Origin of the sequence: Streptomyces lunaelactis (genome assembly GCF_003054555.1) — a bacterium.
GTDB lineage: Bacteria > Actinomycetota > Actinomycetes > Streptomycetales > Streptomycetaceae > Streptomyces > Streptomyces lunaelactis.
Map to the genome: position 1 here is coordinate 3,346,471 of NZ_CP026304.1, position 21,207 is coordinate 3,367,677.

Genomic DNA, 21,207 nt, shown 5'->3' on the forward strand with positions numbered 1-21,207 from the left:
ACCACCGCCGCCGAAGCACAGCCACGACACCCTCGCACCTCAACTCCTCTTGAAGTTGGGCCAGTTCACCTCGCCGACTTCAGGTGCTGCTGTCGGAAGGTTGGTGTCGTTCGTGCAACCCGCCTGTTCCGCGACCCGGTTCGCGAGCTGCAGAGCGATGTCGAGTCCGGTCTTCCGGGCTTCCTTCGCGGTCAGGCCGGCGGAGACCATGGGCCGCGACAGGACATCGATCATCACGTACTTGTCCTGCTTCATGTACGCCGGTGTGCCTGCCGGATAGTTGGGTCGGCACTCGAAGTACACGCGGCTCGTTGCCCGCAGGTAGTACGCGCGCGCACCGGCGTCGAACTCCGTCGCCTTGTCACCGGGGCGTGCATCGGCGCCCAGGGGGTCGGTGGCCTTGGGTAGATCCTGTTCCCAGCGGATACCAACACTGAGGACGGTGCCCAGGTCCTTGCCGTCGAGGGCCTCGTACTCGCAATGGCTCGAGAAGTGGTCCTCGACGGCTCGGTATGCGGTCTGCTCGTGCAGCAGTTTCGTCCCCGGACCGAGCAGCCTCTGCAACGACGCACGACTCGGCGTACCGTCCCAGCAAGGCTTCGCCGGCGCGCTCAGCGGCTTCGAGTCCGCCTTTCCGCCGCCCGCCGCAAGCCACACACCGAGGCCTCCGGCCACCACGGCCAACACAGCGGCGAGGGAGACGACCTTCCCCCGCATGGACATTCCTCTTGGCGACATGCTCGGCTACTCCGGAGGGTTGCGTTCGTAGTGGTCCTTGGCCTCACGGTGAAGTACCTTGCCGTGGTCCATACCTGCATCGGTCTGGTTGTCCACCATCCGACGCACGTTCGTGGGGTCGGCGCCGTCCGGAATCCCCGCTACCGCCAGACCATTACTTGATTGGTCGAGGGCGTTCTGCCGGGCATTGAACGAGCTTTCACCGGCGGTGTGCGCCGTCTCGGCGGAGGTGTTGCGCTGCGCGCTCTCGACCACCTCGCCGACGACCATCTCGGTGACACCGTTGATGACTTCCCCGGCGATCGGAACCCGTTCGGTGGCCAGCCCGACCGTCGACCCGAACACCGAGTTGAACATGTCGGCACGCTTCTGCAGCTGATCGTTGTAGTCCTGGTCGCTCAACTGCCCGCCGGTGACGATCTCATCGTGCCGCGCACCGCTCAGGATGCCCTCGATGGTTCCCGTTCCGTAGGCGACGTGCCCCAGGTTGTCGGACACGGAGCCGGCGAACTGGTCCGAGTGGTTCACCAGCTCGTTCATACGCCCCGCCGAATAGTTCTCCGCCCCGAGGGTCGCCTCGGCGTACCCCTCCGGGTTTCTGCCGACGACATCCAGGAACTCCACCGTCGACAAAGCATTGAAGTTGTGCGGATTCCCGTACAACTCTGCGAATTCGTTGCTCTGCCGCAGCGTGTTGTTTATCTCGGGCATGTACTCGCCCGCCATCCGCCCCATGCTGTCCCCCATGCTGTCGTGCATGAGCTTGGGGTCCCCCGCCAAGGAGTTGACCACCTTCTCCATGATCTCCAGGCGCTCCGGGGTGTGTTCCGGGTGTTTGTCGACGTCACCATGGTCGTACGGCATTCCCGTGACCGCCGCCTCCAGCGCATGGCCGAGCGCGTCCTTCCCGAACACCTTGTCCTCGCCGGCGTTGATCGGCGCGGTCACGTCCGGGATCCACGTCCGGGCGCCCTCGCCCTTGCCGTCGGAGCCCATGCCCATCAGGTAATCGAGGTTCGTCATGCTCTCGCCGGGACCGGCGACATTCGCGCTGAGGAAGGCGGTCGAGGCATCGGGGTTGTGGCCGTACGCCTCGAGCAGACCGGTGAGGGGGTCCCAGCCCCCGCCCCCGTCCTTGTCCGCGTTCAGACCGAAGCCCTTCATCCCGGTGTAGCTGCCGTCCGGTCGCGACCAGGCGCCCCCGTCCATCTCCCGCTCGTACGCGATCATGTCGTTCCCGACCTTGTCCAGGAACTCCTTGCTGTACTCGCCGTGCCGGAGCAGCGTGCCAAGGACCTGGTAGCCCTTGGGTTCGATTAGGTTTCCGGACATCTGCAGGTCGAGGTTGCTCCGGCCGAGCTTCATCAGGTCCTGGGTCCACTCGTCGCCCAGCTTCGGCTGCGCGGTAGCGAGGGCAACTCCCATGCTGTCCTGGATACTTCGCGCGAGCTGGAGCTGCGTACCGCCGTCGGCCGTGCCGTCGAGGGAGAGCTGAGCCTGGAACCTGAGCGCTCCTTCAGGGCCGAGATCGCGGTACAGCGCCTCGGCGAAAGGCTGGTCCTTGGCGTTGTACTTGATGAGCGTCTGGAGCTCCCTGAGTTCGGCCTCCGAGAGCTCCTTGCCTTCCTTGTACATACGCAGACTCTTCTGCGCGAGCTCGTTCGCGCGCTCTTCCTGCGCGTCGTCGAGCGACTCGTAGTTCTTGTGCCCGAAGTTGCCCGTATCGTTCCCGTGCGTCTTCCCGAGCGCCCGCGCCACCGAGGCGTCGATCTCCATGGCGTGCCCGATCAGGCCCGCAACCCGGTCGGCCAGTGCCTGTGCCGCGTCTCGCTGTGCCTGCGTATGCTCGTCGCTGTCGCCCCGGATGTGCGGGAAGAACCAGCGGACCGCCCCGCCGCCCGCGTCCTCGAGCCGGACGCCCATGGTCGCCGCGTCGACCTCGATCGCGGTCTTCACCTTCTGCTGGATCTTGACGAGCTCCTGGTGGGCGTCGTCGAGGATCTGGTATGTGCTGTTGGCCTGGGCGTGCGCGTCGGCGAACTCCTTCTTCGTCTTCCGTACGAAGTCGCGGGTAACCGTCGCGTTCGTACCCTCCCAGCGCGCGCTCTCGGACTTGGCGTACATGCCGTCCTCGGCTTTCTGCGCCAGCTTCTTGAGGTTGTCGACGGTCTTCTTCCAGTCCGCGACAGCCGTGCCCAGCTTGCCGAGATTGACCTCGGTGACATCTGTGAGAGCGAGGCTGCCCACCGCTGTTCCCCCCGTGCCTACTTGAAGTACTCGTTGATCTTGGACCAGGACTCCGCAGTGCCGTCGCTGTGCTTCAGCGAAGCCGCGATCTTGGCGTCGTCGTTCGCGTGCAACGCCTTGGTGTAGTCGAGATGGTTCGAGATGTGGGCACAGGCCTGGAGCAGGGTCTTCAGGGAGCTGTCCCACATGGTCAGCGTGGTCGACAGGGCCGAGCCGAGCGCGAAGTTGTGGGTCGAGAGCTCGCTGGACGCCTGCATCGTGGACCCCGTGCCATGCTTGTCCATCCCCGCGCCGGCGAGATCTGCGCCCTTGCTCAGGTCGCCGTGCAGGATGAAGGCCTGATGGCCGACGGCCCCCAAGTCGTCCTGGTTCATCACCAGATCGCCCGGGCCCGGGCCGGTGCGGCTACCGCCGCCCGGGTCCACCGGCACCTGGTTCAGCTGCATCCCGGCCGACTCCCGGTCGGCCGCCGCACTCTTGAGCTGCTCCCACTCATCCCACGCCATGAAGGCTCCCCCCGTGCGTGCCGTCGGACAGACACACATCGGTCAAACCTAGTGAGGGGATTCACTCACCGGCAACAGCTATCCGGAATGTCGGGCTCGGCGCGATCGACACGGATTGTCGATCTCACGTCCGCTTCGTCGGGCGGGAGCTGCCGGGCCCACGGGCCCCGTTTCCCGAGTTCCCAGGCCCACGGGGCCCGTCTACTGAGCGACCGCCGCCTGCGGCCTGATCGGCAGGCGGTTGATCGGCCGCCCCGTTGCCGCCCTTACCGCCGAGGCCACCGCCGCCGGGGACGTCACCACCGGAGCCGCGCTTGCCGCCTTCGCTCCGAAGGGGGCCACCACGTCCCGTTCCTCCACCAGTTTCACGATGCGAATGTCCGGGGCGTCCAAGGATGTCGGGAGTGCGTAACCCGTCAGGTCCGGGTGGCGGACCAGGCCGCGGGCCGTGCGGAGGTTCTCCGTCAGGGCCGTGCCGACGCCCTGGGTGACGCCCGCCTCGATGCGGGTGGCCAGCTGGGCCGGGTTCAGGACGCGGCCCACGTCCTGGGCCACCGCCATTTCGACCACGCGGATCGAGCCGAGTTCGATGTCGACGTCCACCACCGCGCGGATCGCGCAGAACGCCATGCCGACGAAGGCATCGCCCTGGCCCGACTCGTCGAGGGGCTCGGTCGGATGGGGGCGGCACTGGGCCGTGGCCCAGAGTTCCTTGCCGTCCAACGCCTCCGTGACGGTGGTCGAGAGGACCCCGTCGTACGACGTGATCTTGCCGTCGGTGATCTGGAGCAGCTCCGTGGACATGCCGAACTTGTGGGCCAGAGGCTGCAGGAGCTGGGTACGCACCATCTTCGCCGCGCGTTCGACCGCGCCGCCCGAGACCCAGGTGTGGCGGCCGTGGGCCGCCGGGCCCGCCGGGGGCTGGTCCGTGTCGACCGAGGCCACGCGGACCTCTTCGATGCCCAGCGTCTCCTGGACGATCTGGCGGGCGAGGGTCGTGAAGCCCTGGCCGGTCTCCACCGCCGCGCAGATGACGGTGGCGATTCCGTCGTGGACCTTGACCGTCGCGGTGGAGACCTCGTCGGCGCCTTCGGCGCCGAGCATGTGGACCATGCCCAGGGCGTAGCCCACGCCGCGGCGGATCGCTCCCGGCTCGCCCGCGCCCTCCGGGCCACCGGGGAGCAGCCAGTCGTTCTCGGGGGTGTCCTTGGGGAGGGAAGGGAGCGGGAAGTCCCGGACCGCGCGCAGGAGTTCCGCGACGGGTGCGGGGCAGGTGACCGTCTGGCCCGTGGGGAGGATGTCGCCCGTCGCCAGCGCGTTGCGCAGGCGGAGTTCGGTGGGGTCGAGGCCCAGCTTCACGGCCAGTTTGTCCATTTGGGCCTCGTACGCCGCGCACACCTGCATCGCTCCCTCGCCGCGCACATGGCCGGAGGGAGGGTTGTTCGTACGGACCGCCCAGCCCTCGATGAAGGCGTGCGGGACCACGTACGGGCCGCAGGCGAAGGCGACCGCGGCCGCGAGCGACTCCGAGGACGCGTCGGCGTACGCTCCCGCGTCCAGCAGCAGCTGGGCCTCGACCTTGACCAGGTGGCCCTCGGCGTCCGCGTGGTGGCGGTAGCGCAGGAGTGTCGGGTGGCGGTGGGCGTGGCCGAGGAAGGACTCCTCGCGGGTCGCGGTCAGCTTGACCGGGCAGCCCGTCTTCAGGGCCAGCAGGCCCAGCGGGAGCTGGAAGCCGGGGTCCTCGCGGTCGCCCGTCGCGCCGGGGACGCCGGTGACGACGACCTTGACCCGGTCCGGCTCCAGGCCGAAGCACGCCGCCGCCAGATCGCGGTCGGTGTGGGGGTCGGTGGAGGCGACGTACAGCTCCACGCCGCCGTCCGGGCGCGGGACGGCCAGGCCGGCCTCGGCGCCGATGGGGGCCGGGTCCTGGCGGCCGATGCGGTAGAGGCCCTCGACGATGACCTCGCCCGCCACGTCCGGGTCGCCGTAGCGCAGCGGGATGTGACGGATCAGGTTGCCGTCGGGGTGGAGGGGGTCGGCGGCGAAGGCCTTCTCGGGGTCGGTGACCGGTTCGAGCACCTCGTACTCGACGGCGATCGCCGCCGCCGCGAGGCGGGCCGTGTCGGGGTGGTCGGCCGCGACCGCCGCGATCGCCTCGCCGTGGTGGCGTACGAGTTCGGAGGCGAAGACGGGACGGTCGGCGATACGCCTTCCGTACGACGAATCGCCCGGAATGTCCTCATGGGTGACCACCGCGCGTACGCCCGGCATCTCCAGGGCCGCCGATGTGTCGATCGAACCGATACGGGCGTGCGGATGCGGGGAGCGCAGGATCGCCGCCCACAGCAGGCCCTCGGCCCACAGGTCGGCGGCGTACGGGAACGTGCCCTCGGTCTTGGCGCGGGTGTCGGCCGGCGGAAGGGAAGCGCCGAGTCCGTGGGCGGGGGGCTGCGGCTGGGGGCCGTCGACCGTCCGGGGTGTGGCAGTGGTGGCCGCGTCGTTGCTCACGCCATGCCTCCGTCGTGCGGGTGGTGCTGCACACTACCTGCGCCGGGGGGCGCCTGGTGCGGGATGCGGGCTTCCTCACTCGCCTCCGCCGCGGCGGAGGCGCTCGCTCCGCGCTCGGCCACCACTTCGCGTACGGCGTCGAGCACGCCCCGGTAGCCGGAGCAGCGGCAGAGGTTGCCGCACAGCGCCTGACGGGTCTCGAGCTCGGTGGGGGCGTGGTTGCCCTCGAGGAGGTCGTGGACGGTCATGGCCATGCCGGGGATGCAGAAGCCGCACTGGACCGCTCCGCAGCCCGCCAGGGCGCGCTGGACGTCGGAGGGTTCGCCGTCGGTGGCGAGGCCTTCGACCGTACGGACCTCGGAGCCCGCGGCGGTCGCGGCCGGCACCAGGCAGGAGGCGACGAGACGGCCGTCGACCTGGACGTTGCACGCGCCGCACTCGCCCTGTGAGCAGCCGTCCTTGGCGCCGGCGAGGCCGAGGCGCTCGCGCAGCACGTAGAGCAGGGATTCGCCGATCCAGGCGTCGGTGACGGGGCGGTCGGTGTCGTTGACCCGCAGGACGTAGGAGGTGGGCGGGTGTTCATTGCTGTCCGTGGAGGAGGTGGGGGCGGCGGCCTCTTCCTCGGGAACGTCGCCCGGGGCCGCCTCGCCCTCGGCCGTCTCCGGCGCGGGCTCCTCCGCGACGGCCGCGGGCTCCGGTGCCGTCGCCCAGGGCGCGGACGCGCCGCCCGGGAGCGTCGCCGGGGCGTCGGGGGACGGCGCCCATGGAGCGGGCGCCCCGCCCGGCAGCGTCGACCGCGGGGTTGTCTGCGCGGTCGCGGCGCCCCACTGGGCCGCCAGCGCCGAGGTCGTGAACTCGCCCGACTCCTCGGGCAGATCGCCGCCGGCCACCGGGATCGTCCACCGGCCGGTCAGCTCCGAGGCGGACTGGACCGGCTCGGCGGCCTGCTGCGCGACCGGCTCGGCGGCGGCGAAGTTCCACTGTCCTGTGGCATGCGGGTCGGAAGTCTCCGCGGGCTCGGGCCATCGCACCGCGCCCGGCGCCCCCTCCCCCTGCGGCACGGCCGCATGGGGCATGGCCCAGCTGCCCGTCGCCGCCGGATCCGCGGCGGCAGGCGTCAGCGGCGTGATCATCGGCGGTACGTAGCCATGGCCGGGCGCCTCGAGCGGTGCCGCGTCCAGCGCGCCCTCGGGCGGCAGCTGCAGGAAGGCCGTGGCCTCGGCGTCGTACTCACCGCCCTGGGGAATCGGCTGCCAGCCCCCGTGCTCCGGCGGGAGCTCGTGCGGGTTCTCCTCATTGCTCACGACAGCGCCCTCCCCAGTGCACGTCGGGCCAGCGCGGCGACCGTGCGCCGCAGATGCAGTACGGCGGGCGGCAGCGCGGGCGGCTCCTCGCCCTGCGCGGCCGGGGCCGGATCCGGGATGCACGCCGCGGCGACGTACTCGCCGAAGGCTGCCAGCGCCTCGGCCGCCAGCCCCCGCTCGCCGTCCCAGTCGATCAGCGAGGCGATCCAGCGCTCCGCCTCCAGCGGCCGCAGCGGCATCGGCGCTATCGCGCCCACCGCGCAGCGCACCCCGCGCCGAGCCGGGTCGAGCACGACGGCGACGGACGCGGTGGCGCGGCCGGGGCCGGTCCGGCCGGTCGCCTTCAGGAAGACCTGGGGGGCGTGCAGCAGGGGCACGCGGACGAAACCGATGAGCTCGGCGGGGGCGAGCATCTCGCGGCCGGCCAGCAGGTGGGAGACGGGGATCTCGCGGCGGGCTCCGCCGGGTCCCGCGATCACCAGGTCCGCCTCCAGGGCGGCCAGTACGGGCAGGGCGTCGCCGGTCGGGGCCGCGGTGGCGATGTTGCCGCCGAGCGTGCCCGCGTTACGGATCTGGGGCGGGCCCGCTGCGCGCGCGGAGGCGGCCAGCGCGGGGATGAGGGCCGCGAAGTCGGGCCGTCCCATCCGGGCGTGGGTGAGTCCGGCGCCGAGCAGCGCGTGACCGTCCAGGTAGCGCCAGCCGCGGATCTCGCTGATACGGCCGAGGCCGACGAGGCCCGCGGGGCGGAGTTGGCCCTTGTTGACGGCGGCCATGAGGTCCGTACCGCCGGCGACGGGCACGGCGGCGGGCATGGCGGTGAGTGCCGCCACGGCCTCGTCGAGCGAGGCCGGCAGCGTCACCGACTGCGCCGCCTGCGGTGCGTGCGTGGTCACCCAGCTGCCCCTTCCCGGTGTCCCGGCTGTCCCGCCTGTGTTGGCGGTACCGTACGTGCTCACAGCCCGGACGTGGCAACTCTGGCACATCTTCCGGGCCGACCGACGAGAGGGTCCGCGAAGGGAGCATCTGCCCCGGACGTACCCGCTCGTCACGATGGTCCGGTTTCGTACACCGTCGCCGCCACATGCGGATTGCCACTCTTCGCGGATCCTTGTACGACTTTTTCCATAAGGCCTTACACAGTCCCAGGGTCCCGGGCCGGAGGCACACGGCTTTCCACCGGCTCACACGTTTGGGGGCGCACCCTCGATCGGGCGTCCGATGCTTCCTGTCATTCCTTCGGGGGCCGGTCGCTTCTGCCAGGGCAACGGGCCGCCGGGCGGCCGGTAGCCGACGCCGAGCGCGTCAAGGCGCGCGTAGTGGGCGTTCATTCGGCGCTCGAAGTCCTCGAAGTCGCGCTCGGCCGGGGCGGGCAGGGCGGACCAGGCGACTTCGGCGAAGGCGGCGAGCCGCGGGAAGACCTGGTAGTCGACGCGGGACCGGTCCTGCATCACCTCGGTCCAGACGTTGGCCTGGGTGCCGAGGATGTGCGCGGCGGCCTCCGGCGACAGCGACGGGGGCACCGGCTCGAAGCGGTAGACGTCCTCGAGTGTGCGTACGTAGCCGATGGGCATCGGTTCGTCCGCGCCGCCGTGCTGACGGTGGTCCAAGTACACCTGCTGCTCGGGGCACATGACGACGTCGTGTCCGGCCTCGGCGGCGGCGATGCCGCCGGCGTACCCACGCCAGGAGGAGACGGCGGCACCGGGGGCGAGGCCGCCCTCAAGGATCTCGTCCCAGCCGATGAGGCGGCGGCCGCGGCCGGACAGCCAGGTGTCGAAGTGGCGGATGAACCAGGACTGGAGTTCGTCCTCGTCGGCGAGACCGAGTTCCTTGATACGGGCCTGGGCGGCCGGGGAGGCCTTCCACTGGTCCTTCGGGCACTCGTCGCCGCCGATGTGGACGAAGGCCGAGGGGAAGAGGCCGAGGAGCTCCTCGAGGACGCCCTCGTAGAAGCGGAGGGTGGTGTCAGTGGGGGCGAGTACGTTCGGGTTGATGCCCCAGTTGTCCCAGACGGAGAGGGTTGTCGTGTCGACGACATCGGTATTGCCCAGTTCCGGATACGCGGCGATGGCGGCCTGCGAGTGCCCCGGGATGTCGATCTCGGGGACGACGGTGATATGCCGCTCGGCGGCGTACGCGACGATCTCGCGGATGTCGTCCTGGGTGTAGTAACCGCCGTGCGGCCGCTCGTCCCAGAGCTCGGAGGCGCGGTGGCCGTATTTGGTGCGTGCCCGCCATGCACCGATGTCCGTGAGCCTGGGGTAGCGCTTGATCTCGATGCGCCAGCCCTGGTCGTCGGTGAGGTGGAAGTGGAAGACGTTGAGCTTGTGGGCGGCGAGGAGGTCCAGGTAGCGCAGGACGTCGCCCTTGGGCAGGAAGTGCCGCGAGACGTCGAGCATGAGGCCGCGCCAGGGGAAGCGGGGTGCGTCCTCGATGACCTGGTGGGGAATGCCGTGCGTCCTCTCGGGGCTGACCGGTGCGCTGCGGAAGGCTTCCGCGCCGAGCAGCTGACGCAGCGTCTGCGCGCCCCAGAAGACGCCCGCGCCGCTGCCGCCCCGGATCTCGACGCCCCGGCTCCGGACCACGCCCAGCCGATACGCCTCGGGCTCCAGGGTGTTGTCGATCAGCAGCGTGAGCGAGTTCTCGGCCCGCTCCTCGCCCGGCGCCAGCGGCAGGCCGAGTGCGGCGCCGAGCGTGGAGCGCAGCCAGCGCTCCGTGCTCTCGGTGCCCGGGCCCGCGTACAGCGTGGTGCCGCGGTCCGGCAGGAAGCCGCTGCGGGACGGGCCGTCGACTGCGCGCGGCGCCGGGATCAGATCCATGGAAGTCCCCGTAGAGGTCATGACGTCAGTCCTTCACCGCGCCGCCCAGTCCGGAGACCAGACGCCGCTGTACGAGTACGAAGAAGACGAGCACCGGCACGGTCATCACGGTGGATGCTGCCATGATCCCGCCCCAGTCGTTCTCGTCCGGCTTGAAGAAGACCAGCAGCGCCATCGGCAGCGTCGACTGCGAGGTGTCGCTGATGATGAAGGACTTGGCGAACAGGAAGTCGTTCCACGTCGAGATGAACGAGAAGACGCTCGTCGCCACAAGCCCCGGGAACACCAGCGGGAAGAGGATCTGCCACAGGAAGCGCGTGCGGCTCGCGCCGTCGATGTACGCCGCCTCCTCCAGCGCCTCCGGGACCGCCTTCACAAAGCCCCGCAGCATCCAGATCGCGAACGGCAACGAGAAGGCGATGTGCGGCAGGATCAGCGAGCCGAGGGTGTTCAGCTGGCCGAAGTCCCGCATCAGGAAGAACAGCGGGATCGTCAGCGCCTCGATCGGCACCATCTGCGCGACCAGGAACATGATCAGCAGGGTGGTGCGGTACGTGAAGCGGAATCGGGTCACGGCGGTCGCCGCCAGGAAGGCGATCAACGCGGAGGCGATGACGACCACGCCCGCGACGAACAGGCTGTTGAGGAAATAGCGGCCGAATTCCTGCTGTTCGAAGACGCGCCGGAAGGAGTCGAGGGACGGGGAAAGCGTCCAGGGGTGCGCCTCGGTGGACTGGATCTCGCCCTCCGGCTTGAAGGCGGAGAGCACCATCCAGTACAGCGGGAAGGCCACGACGACCGCGATGACGAGCGCGGATGCCTCGGCGGCGAGCCGCCAGGGGCGGTGGATGCGGTGGATCCGGGGCAGGCTCACAGCTCTTCTCCCTGGCGTCGCAGCAGTCGCAGATATACGAGGGTGACGGCGAGCAGAATCAGCAGCATCACGACGCCGATGGCCGAGCCCAGGCTGTACTGCGAGGACGCGAAGGCCTTCTGATAGGCGTACACATTGAGCACGAGATTCTGTCCGGCGATGCCTCCGCCGTTCGTCATCACATAGATCTGCGTGAAGACCTTGAAGTCCCAGATGATCGACTGAATGGTGACGACGACGAGAATCGGGCGCAGCATCGGGGCGGTGACGGAGCGCCAGATCCGCCACTGGGACGCGCCGTCGAGCGAGGCCGCCTCCAGGACTTCCGACGGGATCGCCTTGATGCCCGCGTAGACGGTCACCATGACGAACGGGAACGAGCACCAGACGACTTCGAGGAGCACGAGCGCGAAGGCGCTGTAGCGCCCGTACGTCCAGGAGAAGTCGCCGAGGCCCAGGAGGCGGTTGACCGGTCCGTAGTCGGGGTCGAAGAGGAAGACCCAGACGGTGGAGCCGGTGATGGCCGGGGTCGCCCATGCGCCGAGCGCGGCGAGCATCAGGGCGAGCCGTGGCAGCGCCCGTACGCGCGTGAGCAGGACGGCGAGCCCGCAGCCCACGGCGAGCGTGGTGACGACGCAGGCGGCGGCGAAGACCAGGGTGGCGAGCAGCACCTGCCAGAACTGGCTGTCGGCGAAGAGGGTCCGGTAGTTGCCGAGTCCCTGGAAGGTGGTCGGTTCGCCGCCGCTGACCTGGGCCTGGGTGTATTCGAGGAAGGAGATCAGGCCGAGCTGGTAGATGGGGTAGACGAGGAGCCCACCGAGCACGACGAGCGCGGGCGCGAGGTAGAGCCACGGGGTCCAGCCCCCGCGCCCCGGCCCGCGCCGGATGCCGCGAGCGGCTGCCGCGGGTGCCCCGGGCGAAGCCCCGGTCGCCTTGCGGGCGTTCGGCACCTTGGCGGGCGCAGCCGCTGCGGGCGCGGACGCCTCGGTGGAGGCAATCGGGTCCCCCGGGGACCCGCCCGCCCCGTCACCGACGCCGTGGGCGTCAGACGCGTCCCGCCCCGCGTTCGTACCGTTCGTCATCGCGCTCAGCCCGCGGCAGCGAACGCCGCGTCCATCTTCCTGGCCGCGTCATCCGACGCCGCCGCCACGTCCTTCTTGCCGCTGACGATCTCCTGGAACATCGTCGGCAGCACCAGCGACGCGTCGATCTGGCCCCAGCCCGGCGAGGCCGGCACGAACTTCGCGCCCGCGCCCAGCGTCCGTACGAACGGATCGACGAACGGCTCCTTCTTCGCGACCTCCGACCGCACATCCGTGTACGTCGGCAGGAAGCCCATCGCGTCGAACAGCTTGCGCTGGGTCTCCTTTCCCGCGAACTGCTTCATCAGGTCCACCGCCAGCGTGCGGTGCGAACTGCTCTTCAGTACGCCGATGTTGTTGCCGCCCGCGAAGGCCGGCGCGATCGAGCCCGCCTCCCTGCCCGGCAGCGGCACGACCGAGTACTTGCCCTTCACGGCGCCCGCCTCCACCGCCTGGTGGCTGAAGTCGCCGCCGATCGCCATCGCCGCCTTGCCCGAGGCGAAAGCGGTGACCGTCGCGTTGCCGCCCATCGAGGCGCACTTGGCGGCCGGGCAGTTGTCGTTGCCGAACAGCGAGGTGTACGCCGTGATGCCCTTCTGCGCGGCCGGGCTGTTGATGGCCGCCTTGTACGAGCCGCCGCGCTCCTCCGCGAGTTCGCCGCCCTGCGCCCAGATGAACGGCATCGCGCCGTAGGTGTACGCGCCGCCCACCGCGAGCCCGTACAGACCGGGCTTCGCCTTGTGGATCTTCTTCGCGGTGGCGATCAGCTCGTCCTGGGTCTTGGGGGCCGCGATCCCCAGCTCCTTGAAGACATCCGTGCGGTAGTACAGCGCGCGTACGCCGACGAAGAGCGGAGCGCCGTAGATCTTGCCGCCGACCGTGACCGACTGCCTGGCCGTCGGGTCGGTGTCCTTCGCCTCGTCCCAGGCGGTGAACTCCGCGCCGACGTCGGCGAGTCCCCCGTCCTTGACGTATCCGGCGGTGTCGGTGTTGCCGTACTCGATCAGATCCGGTGCGCTCTTGGGGTCGTTGAACGCGGCCTTGATCTTCTGGGCGCGGGTCTCGACCGGTATGTACTCGATTTCGACCTTCGCGTCCTTGTGCCCCTTGCGGAACGCGGCGACGGCCGCGTCGACGACCTGCTCCTTGGGCTTGTTGTTGACCTCCTGGAACAGCCAGACGCGCAGGGTGCCGCTCTTGTCGTCCGTCCTGGCGCTGTTGTCGGAGGTCTGGGGGGCGCAGGCGGTGGCGGTGAGGCCCGCCAGCACAAGTGCCCCGGCCGGGGCGGCAATTCGGGCGATGAACTTCATGCGTGGTTCCCCTACGAATAGGCGTTGCAGCATGCGCAACGGACGTTTCGTTCTGCACAACACGCAGGAGGCTAGAGCCGCGCAAACAACCGGACAAGAGGTCTCAACCAATCCGTGACCGGCAGCCGCACCCCGTGCAACGGGAGCGGAGACGCAGACGGCCCCCGGGGTGCGCACACGCGCACCCCGGGGGCCGTCCCCAGCGGTCAGAACCAGAGAGTTACTTCTTGTCCTTGCCGCCCTTGTCCTTGTCGCCACCAGGGCCCATGGACTCGTAGATCTCCTTGCACATCGGGCAGACCGGGTACTTCTTGGGGTCGCGCCCCGGCACCCAGACCTTCCCGCACAGTGCCACCACAGGAGTGCCGTCGAGGGCACTCGCCATGATCTTGTCCTTCTGGACGTAATGGGCGAAGCGCTCGTGGTCGCCGTCGCCGTGCGACACCTGCGGCATCGGCTCTACGAGGGTCCCCGTGCCTGTCCCGCGCTCGGGCTCAAGAGTGCTCATAACTGCCAGGGTACTGAAAAGCCGCGCCTCTCAGTTCAGCGACGGGTCGTCGGGGTACGTCGCGAACATCGCCAGTTCGCTTCGCTGCCGCCGCAGCACCGCACGCCACAGGCTCTCCGGCCGCGGCGACGACACGTCCCCGGGCTCCGACTCGACGACGTACCAGGCGCCGTCGTTCAGTTCGTCCTCCAGCTGCCCCGGACCCCACCCGGCGTACCCGGCGAAGATCCGCAAGGACCCGAGCGCCGCACTCAGCAGCTCCGGCGGCGTCTCCAGATCGACCAGGCCGATCGCGCCGTACACCCGCCGCCAGCCCAGCGGCCCCTCGTCGCCGGGTATCACGGCGACGCCGAGCGCGGAGTCGAGGGAGACCGGGCCGCCATGGAAGACCACGCCCGGCTCGCCCGCGAGGGCCGCCCAGGACTCCAGGATGTCGCCGACGACCACCGGCGTCGGCCGGTTGATGACCACGCCGAGCGAACCCTCGTCGTCGTGGTCGAGCAGCAGAACCACCGCCCGGTCGAAGTTCGGGTCCGCCAGGGCGGGTGAGGCGACGAGCAGCCGCCCTGTGAGCGAGGACACCTCGGTCATGCGAGACATGATCTCGCATCTTCGCCCTCCGCGGGGAGCGCGCGGCAGAGTGTGAGCGAGCGCAGCTCAGGATGCGCCACAGGCGCCCGGCGCCGGAAATCCGGACCGTAACACTCCGCAAGATTTCGCGACTGAGCGTGCTGTGCCGAATCCATTACGTCCTAGAACCGTCCTTGGCCTTACGGGACAGGGGTGTACGCCCCTTACCCTTTTCACTGGCCCCCCGTCCGACCACTCCGGAACGCGAGATTCATGACCGGCACAGACGATGTACTGCTTGTCCACGGCGGAACCCCGCTGGAGGGCGAGATCCGCGTCCGCGGCGCGAAGAACCTCGTGCCCAAGGCCATGGTGGCCGCCCTGCTCGGCAGCGGGCCGAGCCGGCTGCGCAACGTGCCCGACATCCGTGATGTGCGCGTCGTGCGCGGACTGTTGCAGCTGCACGGAGTGACGGTCCGCCCCGGCGACGAGCCGGGTGAGCTGATACTGGACCCCTCGCACGTCGAGAGCGCGAACGTCGCGGACATCGACGCGCACGCGGGCTCCTCGCGCATCCCGATCCTCTTCTGCGGCCCTCTGCTGCACCGGCTCGGCCACGCCTTCATTCCGGGTCTCGGCGGCTGCGACATAGGCGGCCGGCCGATCGACTTCCACTTCGAGGTGCTGCGCCAGTTCGGCGCGACGATCGAGAAGCGGGAGGACGGCCAGTATCTGGAGGCCCCGCAGCGGCTGCGCGGCTGCAAGATCAGGCTGCCGTACCCGTCGGTCGGCTCGACGGAGCAGGTGCTGCTGACGGCCGTACTGGCCGAGGGCGTCACCGAGCTCTCGAACGCCGCGGTGGAGCCGGAGATCGAGGACCTCATCTGCGTACTGCAGAAGATGGGCGCGATCATCTCCATGGACACCGACCGGACCATCCGGATCACCGGTGTCGACAAGCTCGGCGGCTACACCCACCGGGCGCTCCCGGACCGCCTGGAGGCGGCCTCCTGGGCGTCGGCGGCGCTGGCGACCGAGGGCAACATCTATGTGCGCGGCGCCCAGCAGCGCTCGATGATGACGTTCCTCAACACGTACCGGAAGGTCGGCGGCGCCTTCGAGATCGACGACGAGGGCATCCGCTTCTGGCACCCGGGCGGCTCGCTCAACGCGATCGCCCTGGAGACGGACGTGCACCCCGGCTTCCAGACCGACTGGCAGCAGCCCCTGGTGGTGGCCCTGACCCAGGCGGCGGGCCTGTCCATCGTCCACGAGACGGTGTACGAGTCACGGCTGGGATTCACCTCCGCGCTCAACCAGATGGGTGCGCACATTCAGCTCTACCGCGAGTGCCTGGGCGGCTCGGACTGCCGCTTCGGCCAGCGCAACTTCCTGCACTCGGCGGTCGTGTCGGGCCCGACGAAGCTCCAGGGCGCGGACCTGGTCATTCCGGACCTGCGCGGCGGCTTCTCGTACCTGATCGCGGCGCTGGCGGCGCAGGGGACGTCGCGGGTGCACGGCATCGACCTGATCAACCGGGGCTACGAGAACTTCATGGACAAGCTCGAGAAGCTCGGCGCGAAGGTGGAACTGCCGGGCCGCACGCTGGTCTGACAACCGGGGAAATCAAGCCCGTCCGGCGTTTGAGGACACGGCCGAAGGCCGTACGGGGGTCTGGGGCGCCGGCCCCCGGCTCGGGCCCAGAAGGGCCCTGTACGGGCCGTACGGCACAGGAAAGGGCGGCCACCCTGCTGGGTGGCCGCCCTTTCCTGTGCCTCGGGGCCTTACTTGCCCTTGGCGGCTTCCTTGAGCTTGGAGCCCGCGGAGACCTTCACGCTGTAACCGGCCGGGATCTGGATCGGGTCGCCGGTCTGCGGGTTACGAGCGGTGCGAGCGGCACGGTGGGTGCGCTCGAAGGTCAGGAAGCCGGGGATGGTGACCTTCTCGTCGCCCTTGGCGACGACTTCGCCGACCGTCTCGGCGAGAGCGGCCAGCACAGCGTCGGCGTCCTTGCGGGTCACCTCGGCGCGGTCGGCCAGGGCGGCCACCAGCTCACTGCGGTTCATGTTGTTACTCCCGTGTTCTTCTTGCTTGTCAGGCGTGAGATCGAAGCCGATGCTGCCAGGGCCCTCGGACTGTCCCCGGACCCGGGTCTGCTGTCAGACCCTCGCGCCCGAATACGCATCCTGCCCCCACCAGCGGCGGGAAAGCCAATCCGGCACCCTCCGGAGTCACGCGAAAAGCGCCACTGCCTCGTCGTGGTGACGTTCCGTCTACTCCCTGGGGACTCCGCGGAGTCGCGGAGCCTCGAGCGCGGGGCTCATGGTCCGCCACCCTAGAGCGGCAGTCACGGCCCCGCGACTCGCGACGCGCCGGGTGTCAGCCCGACGTGAGGAGGCACCGCGGTCGTGCGCACCGTGGGGCGGGGCCGTGGTGGGTCCTGCGGAGAGTGTGGATTCCCCGTGGGCTCCCGGGGCTGTCACAGCCCGTCGGCCGCCTTCGCGGCGTTGCGGACCGCTCCCGCGACCGCTCCCGCGACCTTCTCGTTGAAGACCGACGGGATGATGTAGTTCGGGTTGAGCTCGTCCTCGGTGACGGTCTCCGCCAGGGCGCTCGCCGCCGCGAGCATCATCTCCGTGTTGACGGTGCGGGACTGAGCGTCCAGCAGGCCGCGGAAGACTCCCGGGAAGACCAGCACATTGTTGATCTGGTTCGGGAAGTCGGAGCGGCCGGTGGCGACAACTGCGGCCGTCTGGCGGGCGATTGCCGGGTCGACCTCGGGGTCGGGGTTCGCGAGCGCGAACACGATCGCGCCGTCCGCCATCGCGGCGACATCCTCCGCGCCCAGCACGTTCGGGGCGGAGACTCCGATGAAGACATCCGCGCCGGCGACCGCTTCCTTCAGCGTGCCGGTGACACCTTCGGGGTTGGTGTTGTCGGCGATCCAGCGCAGCGGCGACTCGGGCGTGGCGGAGCGGAGATCCTCGCGGCCGGCGTGCACGACACCGTGGATGTCGGCGACGACGGCGTGCTTGACACCCGCCGCGATCAGCAGTTTCAGGATGGCCGTACCGGCAGCGCCGGCGCCGGACATGACGACCCGTACGTCACCGACCGCCTTGCCGACCACGCGCAGCGCGTTGGTCAGTGCGGCGAGGACGACGATCGCGGTGCCGTGCTGGTCGTCGTGGAAGACCGGGATGTCCAGGGCCTCGCGCAGCCGCGCCTCGATCTCGAAGCAGCGGGGTGCGGAGATGTCCTCGAGGTTGATGCCCGCGAAGCCGGGGGCGATCGCCTTGACGATTGCGACGATTTCGTCGGTGTCCTGGGTGTCCAGGCAGAGCGGCCAGGCGTCGATGCCGGCGAAGCGCTTGAAGAGGGCCGCCTTGCCCTCCATCACCGGGAGCGCGGCCATGGGGCCGATGTTGCCGAGGCCGAGGACGGCGGAGCCGTCGGTCACCACGGCGACGGAGTTGCGCTTGATGGTGAGCCGGCGGGCGTCCTCGGGGTTCTCGGCGATCGCCATACAGACCCGCGCCACACCCGGCGTGTAGATCATCGAGAGATCGTCACGGTTGCGGATGGGGTGCTTGGACTGCATCTCGATCTTGCCGCCGAGGTGCATCAGGAACGTACGGTCGGAGACCTTGCCGAGGACGACGCCCTCGATCTTGCGCAGCTCTTCGACGATCTCGTCGGCGTGCGTGGTCGAGCTGGCTGCGATCGTGACGTCGATCCGCAGCTTCTCGTGGCCGGAAGCGGTCACATCCAGGCCGGTCACGGAGCCGCCGGAGGACTCCACGGCCGTGGTGAGCTGGGAGACCGCGGTACCGCTCGCGGGAACCTCCAGCCGGACCGTCATCGAGTACGAGACGCTGGGCGCCGTTGCCATGACCGGGTTCCTCTGCTTTCGCTAGCTTCATTGCCATGCGGCCGCGGCTGTTGCCCGGCGACGCGTTCCGATGGTCGCACCTACCTGCGGGTAGCAGGTAATAGTGGTCATTGAGTTTTCGGAAACTACTTTCCACCATACGAGATACGACACCCCAGGTGGAAGCCCTCAATGAAACAGGTCCGCGTCACCGTGTGGTGACGCGGACCTGATCTCCGCAAAAACAAGTGGCACCGGCCCGCCATGCTCGCCTCGCGGCAAGTGGTCGCTCGTAGCGACGAAGGTTGGGCCCGGGGGCTTGGATCGAGCCGGTGCCACCCCCAGGCTAACAAACCACCCCGGTAAGCGATTCCCGCATCGCACGTTGACTCCCGATCAGCCGGTGAACGGTCGGGGACCGGTCGGCGAACGTGCCCGCGGTCAGTCCCGCAGAAGGTCCGGTACGCCCTGTGCGTCCGGCTCGTCCCGCCGGTCCGAGACCACCGTGAGCTGCTGGGTCGCCCGGGTCAGCGCCACGTACAGCACCCGCAGCCCGGCCGGTGACTCGTCCGCGATCTCCGCGGGCGAGACGACGACCGTCGCGTCGTACTCCAGTCCCTTCGCCTCCAGCGAGCCGAGTGCCACCACCCGTTCGCCGAGTCCGGCCAGCCAGCGCGCCGCCTGCTCGCGGCGGTTCATCGCGACGACGACGCCGACGGTGCCGTCGACGCGGTCCAGCAGGCGCTGAGCCTCCTCCCGTACGGCCGAGGCCAGATCCCCGTCCCGGACGACGGCGAAGCGCGGCTGCACGCCCGTGGAGCGGACCGCGGACGGGGACTTCATGCCGGGCATCGCGAGCGCCAGCACCTTGGCCGCCAGCTCGGCGATCTCCGCCGGGTTGCGGTAGTTGACAGTCAGTTCGAAACGGCGACGCGGGCGGCTGCCCAGCGCCTCGTCGCGCGCCTGTGCCGCCTCGTCCGGCGACGACCAGGAGGACTGCGCCGGATCGCCGACGACCGTCCAGGTCGCCTGCCGGCCGCGGCGGCCGACCATCCGCCACTGCATCGGGGTGAGGTCCTGCGCCTCGTCGACGATGACATGCGCGTACTCGGTACGTTCCAGGGCCAGCCGTTCCGCCCGCTCGCGCTGGGTCTCCTCGCGGTGCGGCATCAGCTCCTCGAGACCGGTGAGCGCGTCCAGGGGGTCGTACTCGCGCTTCTTCCTGGGCCGGGCCGGGGTGCCGAGCAGCGTCCCCAGCTCGTCCAGGAGCGCCACGTCGTGCACCGAGAGGGGGCCGCGTCCTTCGCTGCCGAACCGCCGCAGGGAGCGGGCGAGGCGGCGCACCTCGCCCGGGTTGAGCACGCTCCGCGCCCAGCGGCCGAGGCGGCGCTCGTCGGCCATCGCGACGAGCACGCCGCGCGGGGTCAGTTCCGGCCACCACGCGTCGAGGAACGCGATGAAGCTGTCCTCGGCGGATACGTCGTCGTCGAAGGAGGAGCGCAGTTCGGCGGCGAGCTCGCGGTCGCCGGACGCGCCCCGTCCCCCGGAGCCGGACTTCGACCACAGGGCGTCCAGCAGCATCCTGCGGGCGCGCGGGCGCAGCAGATTGACCGGGGTGGTGCCGCCCAGGACGTTGTGGCGGATGCGGTTGAGCTCGGCGGCCTCGATCTCGATCCGGCGGCCGAAGGCGACGACGCGCAGCCGGTCGGGCGGCCCGGAGGGGGCCTGGAGTTCCTCGCCGAAGGCGAGCTGCCCCTCCCGTGGCGCCGGGGGCCCCGACAGCTCCAGCGCGCCCCGTGCGGCCTTGCGGAGCACCTTCAGCATCCGCGAGGAACCCTTGATACGGGCCACGGCCGGTTCGTCGTACGCCGTGGCCTCGGCGCCGTCGACCAGATTGCCGACCGCGCGGATCGCGACCTGCCCCTCCTCGCCCAGCGACGGCAGTACGCCCTCGGTGTACGCGACGAGCAGAGGGGTCGGCGAGACGATCAGGATGCCGCCCGCGTATCTCCTGCGGTCCTGGTAGAGCAGATACGCCGCCCGGTGCAGGGCCACCGCGGTCTTGCCGGTACCCGGACCGCCCTCGACATACGTCACGGACGCGGCGGGGGCACGGATCACCAGGTCCTGCTCCGCCTGGATGGAGGCGACGATGTCCCGCATGGTGTGGCTGCGGGCCTGCCCGAGGGCCGCCATCAGGGCGCCGTCGCCGATGACCGGGAGCTCCGCCCCGTCCAGGGTGGCGGTCAGCTCCGGGCGCATCAGGTCGTCCTCGACACCGAGGACCTTGCGGCCCTTGGAGCGGATGACCCGCCGGCGTACCACCCGGCCCGGATCGACCGGTGTCGAGCGGTAGAACGGGGCCGCGGCCGGGGCGCGCCAGTCGATGACCAGCGGCGCGTAGTCGGAGTCCAGGACTCCGATACGGCCGATGTGCAGCGTCTCCCCGATCTCGGCGGTGCCGTCCACGCGTACGGCGTCGTCGGCGGGCTCGATCGAGGTGAAAGCCCCGTCCGGGCCTTTCTCGCCGTCCTTGCCGCGCAGCAGATCGATCCGTCCGAAGAGGAAGTCCTCGAACTCGTTGTTCAGGCGGTTGAGGTGGACGCCGGCCCGGAAGACCTGGGCGTCCCGCTCGGCGAGCGCGCCGGGCGTACCGACCTGGCCGCGTTTGGCGGCGTCGCTCATCAGGAATTCCGCCTCGTGGATCTTCTCCTCGAGGCGGCGGTAGACCTGGTCCAGATGTTCCTGCTCGACACCGATTTCACGGTCCCGGACCGTGTCGACGGCTGATCCGGGCTTGGAATCAACAGCGGCATCCTGCGCGGCCACCGAGGCCCCCTTCTGACGTGCACTGGGCAGCCGTCAACCGT

The 21,207-nt window shown here is 69.9% G+C and carries 16 protein-coding genes; 1 reads left to right on the forward strand and 15 read right to left on the reverse strand.

The features are described from left to right. Positions 1 to 39 precede the first annotated feature (39 nt). The 12 genes from SLUN_RS41155 to SLUN_RS15160 form a co-directional block, all read right to left on the reverse strand. Positions 40 to 717 (reverse strand): hypothetical protein, encoded by a 678-nt coding sequence (locus tag SLUN_RS41155; protein WP_254710185.1) that lies wholly within the window; start codon positions 715 to 717, stop codon positions 40 to 42. Positions 718 to 744: 27 nt separating this feature from the next. Continuing rightward, positions 745 to 2,985, reverse strand: a complete 2,241-nt coding sequence (locus SLUN_RS15105) for a DUF6571 family protein (RefSeq protein ID WP_108148981.1) — start codon at positions 2,983 to 2,985, stop codon at positions 745 to 747. A gap of 17 nt (positions 2,986 to 3,002) precedes the next feature. Then, positions 3,003 to 3,491, reverse strand: coding sequence for a hypothetical protein (locus tag SLUN_RS15110; protein ID WP_108148982.1), 489 nt, complete (start codon positions 3,489 to 3,491; stop codon positions 3,003 to 3,005). 201 nt (positions 3,492 to 3,692) lie between these two features. Continuing rightward, complete coding sequence (locus tag SLUN_RS15115; RefSeq protein ID WP_108148983.1) at positions 3,693 to 5,999, reverse strand: xanthine dehydrogenase family protein molybdopterin-binding subunit; 2,307 nt, start codon at positions 5,997 to 5,999, stop codon at positions 3,693 to 3,695. After that, on the reverse strand, positions 5,996 to 7,303 hold the full coding sequence (locus SLUN_RS15120; RefSeq protein WP_108148984.1) for a (2Fe-2S)-binding protein: 1,308 nt from the start codon (positions 7,301 to 7,303) through the stop codon (positions 5,996 to 5,998). Before SLUN_RS15120 ends, SLUN_RS15115 begins: the two co-directional genes overlap by 4 nt. Next, complete coding sequence (locus tag SLUN_RS15125) at positions 7,300 to 8,196, reverse strand: FAD binding domain-containing protein (RefSeq protein ID WP_108148985.1); 897 nt, start codon at positions 8,194 to 8,196, stop codon at positions 7,300 to 7,302. Before SLUN_RS15125 ends, SLUN_RS15120 begins: the two co-directional genes overlap by 4 nt. A 288-nt stretch (positions 8,197 to 8,484) precedes the next feature. Continuing rightward, complete coding sequence (locus SLUN_RS15130) at positions 8,485 to 10,143, reverse strand: beta-N-acetylhexosaminidase (RefSeq protein WP_108148986.1); 1,659 nt, start codon at positions 10,141 to 10,143, stop codon at positions 8,485 to 8,487. 4 nt (positions 10,144 to 10,147) lie between these two features. Then, a complete protein-coding gene (locus SLUN_RS15135; protein ID WP_371413911.1) occupies positions 10,148 to 11,032 on the reverse strand; it encodes a carbohydrate ABC transporter permease in 885 nt (294 codons plus the stop codon). Then, complete coding sequence (locus tag SLUN_RS15140; protein ID WP_257153731.1) at positions 10,993 to 12,078, reverse strand: carbohydrate ABC transporter permease; 1,086 nt, start codon at positions 12,076 to 12,078, stop codon at positions 10,993 to 10,995. Before SLUN_RS15140 ends, SLUN_RS15135 begins: the two co-directional genes overlap by 40 nt. A 5-nt stretch (positions 12,079 to 12,083) precedes the next feature. After that, entirely contained in the window at positions 12,084 to 13,388 is a 1,305-nt protein-coding gene (locus SLUN_RS15145) for an extracellular solute-binding protein (RefSeq protein ID WP_108148988.1), read from the reverse strand. Positions 13,389 to 13,608: 220 nt separating this feature from the next. Further along, positions 13,609 to 13,896 (reverse strand): DUF3039 domain-containing protein, encoded by a 288-nt coding sequence (locus SLUN_RS15155; RefSeq protein ID WP_170146580.1) that lies wholly within the window; start codon positions 13,894 to 13,896, stop codon positions 13,609 to 13,611. 30 nt (positions 13,897 to 13,926) lie between these two features. Next, positions 13,927 to 14,487, reverse strand: coding sequence for a YqgE/AlgH family protein (locus SLUN_RS15160; protein WP_108148990.1), 561 nt, complete (start codon positions 14,485 to 14,487; stop codon positions 13,927 to 13,929). Positions 14,488 to 14,739: 252 nt separating this feature from the next. On the opposite strand from SLUN_RS15160, the gene murA reads away from it, so the two are divergent. Continuing rightward, on the forward strand, positions 14,740 to 16,080 hold the full coding sequence (gene murA, locus SLUN_RS15165) for a UDP-N-acetylglucosamine 1-carboxyvinyltransferase (protein WP_108148991.1): 1,341 nt from the start codon (positions 14,740 to 14,742) through the stop codon (positions 16,078 to 16,080). Positions 16,081 to 16,250: 170 nt separating this feature from the next. Here murA and SLUN_RS15170 read toward each other — a convergent pair whose 3' ends face one another. From SLUN_RS15170 to SLUN_RS15180, 3 genes are all read right to left on the reverse strand, one after another. Next, positions 16,251 to 16,532, reverse strand: coding sequence for an HU family DNA-binding protein (locus tag SLUN_RS15170; protein ID WP_004571953.1), 282 nt, complete (start codon positions 16,530 to 16,532; stop codon positions 16,251 to 16,253). Between the two features lie 413 nt (positions 16,533 to 16,945). Beyond that, positions 16,946 to 18,358 (reverse strand): NAD-dependent malic enzyme, encoded by a 1,413-nt coding sequence (locus tag SLUN_RS15175; RefSeq protein ID WP_108148992.1) that lies wholly within the window; start codon positions 18,356 to 18,358, stop codon positions 16,946 to 16,948. A 420-nt stretch (positions 18,359 to 18,778) separates the two neighbouring features. Next, positions 18,779 to 21,166, reverse strand: a complete 2,388-nt coding sequence (locus tag SLUN_RS15180) for a HelD family protein (RefSeq protein ID WP_257153732.1) — start codon at positions 21,164 to 21,166, stop codon at positions 18,779 to 18,781. Positions 21,167 to 21,207 lie beyond the last annotated feature (41 nt).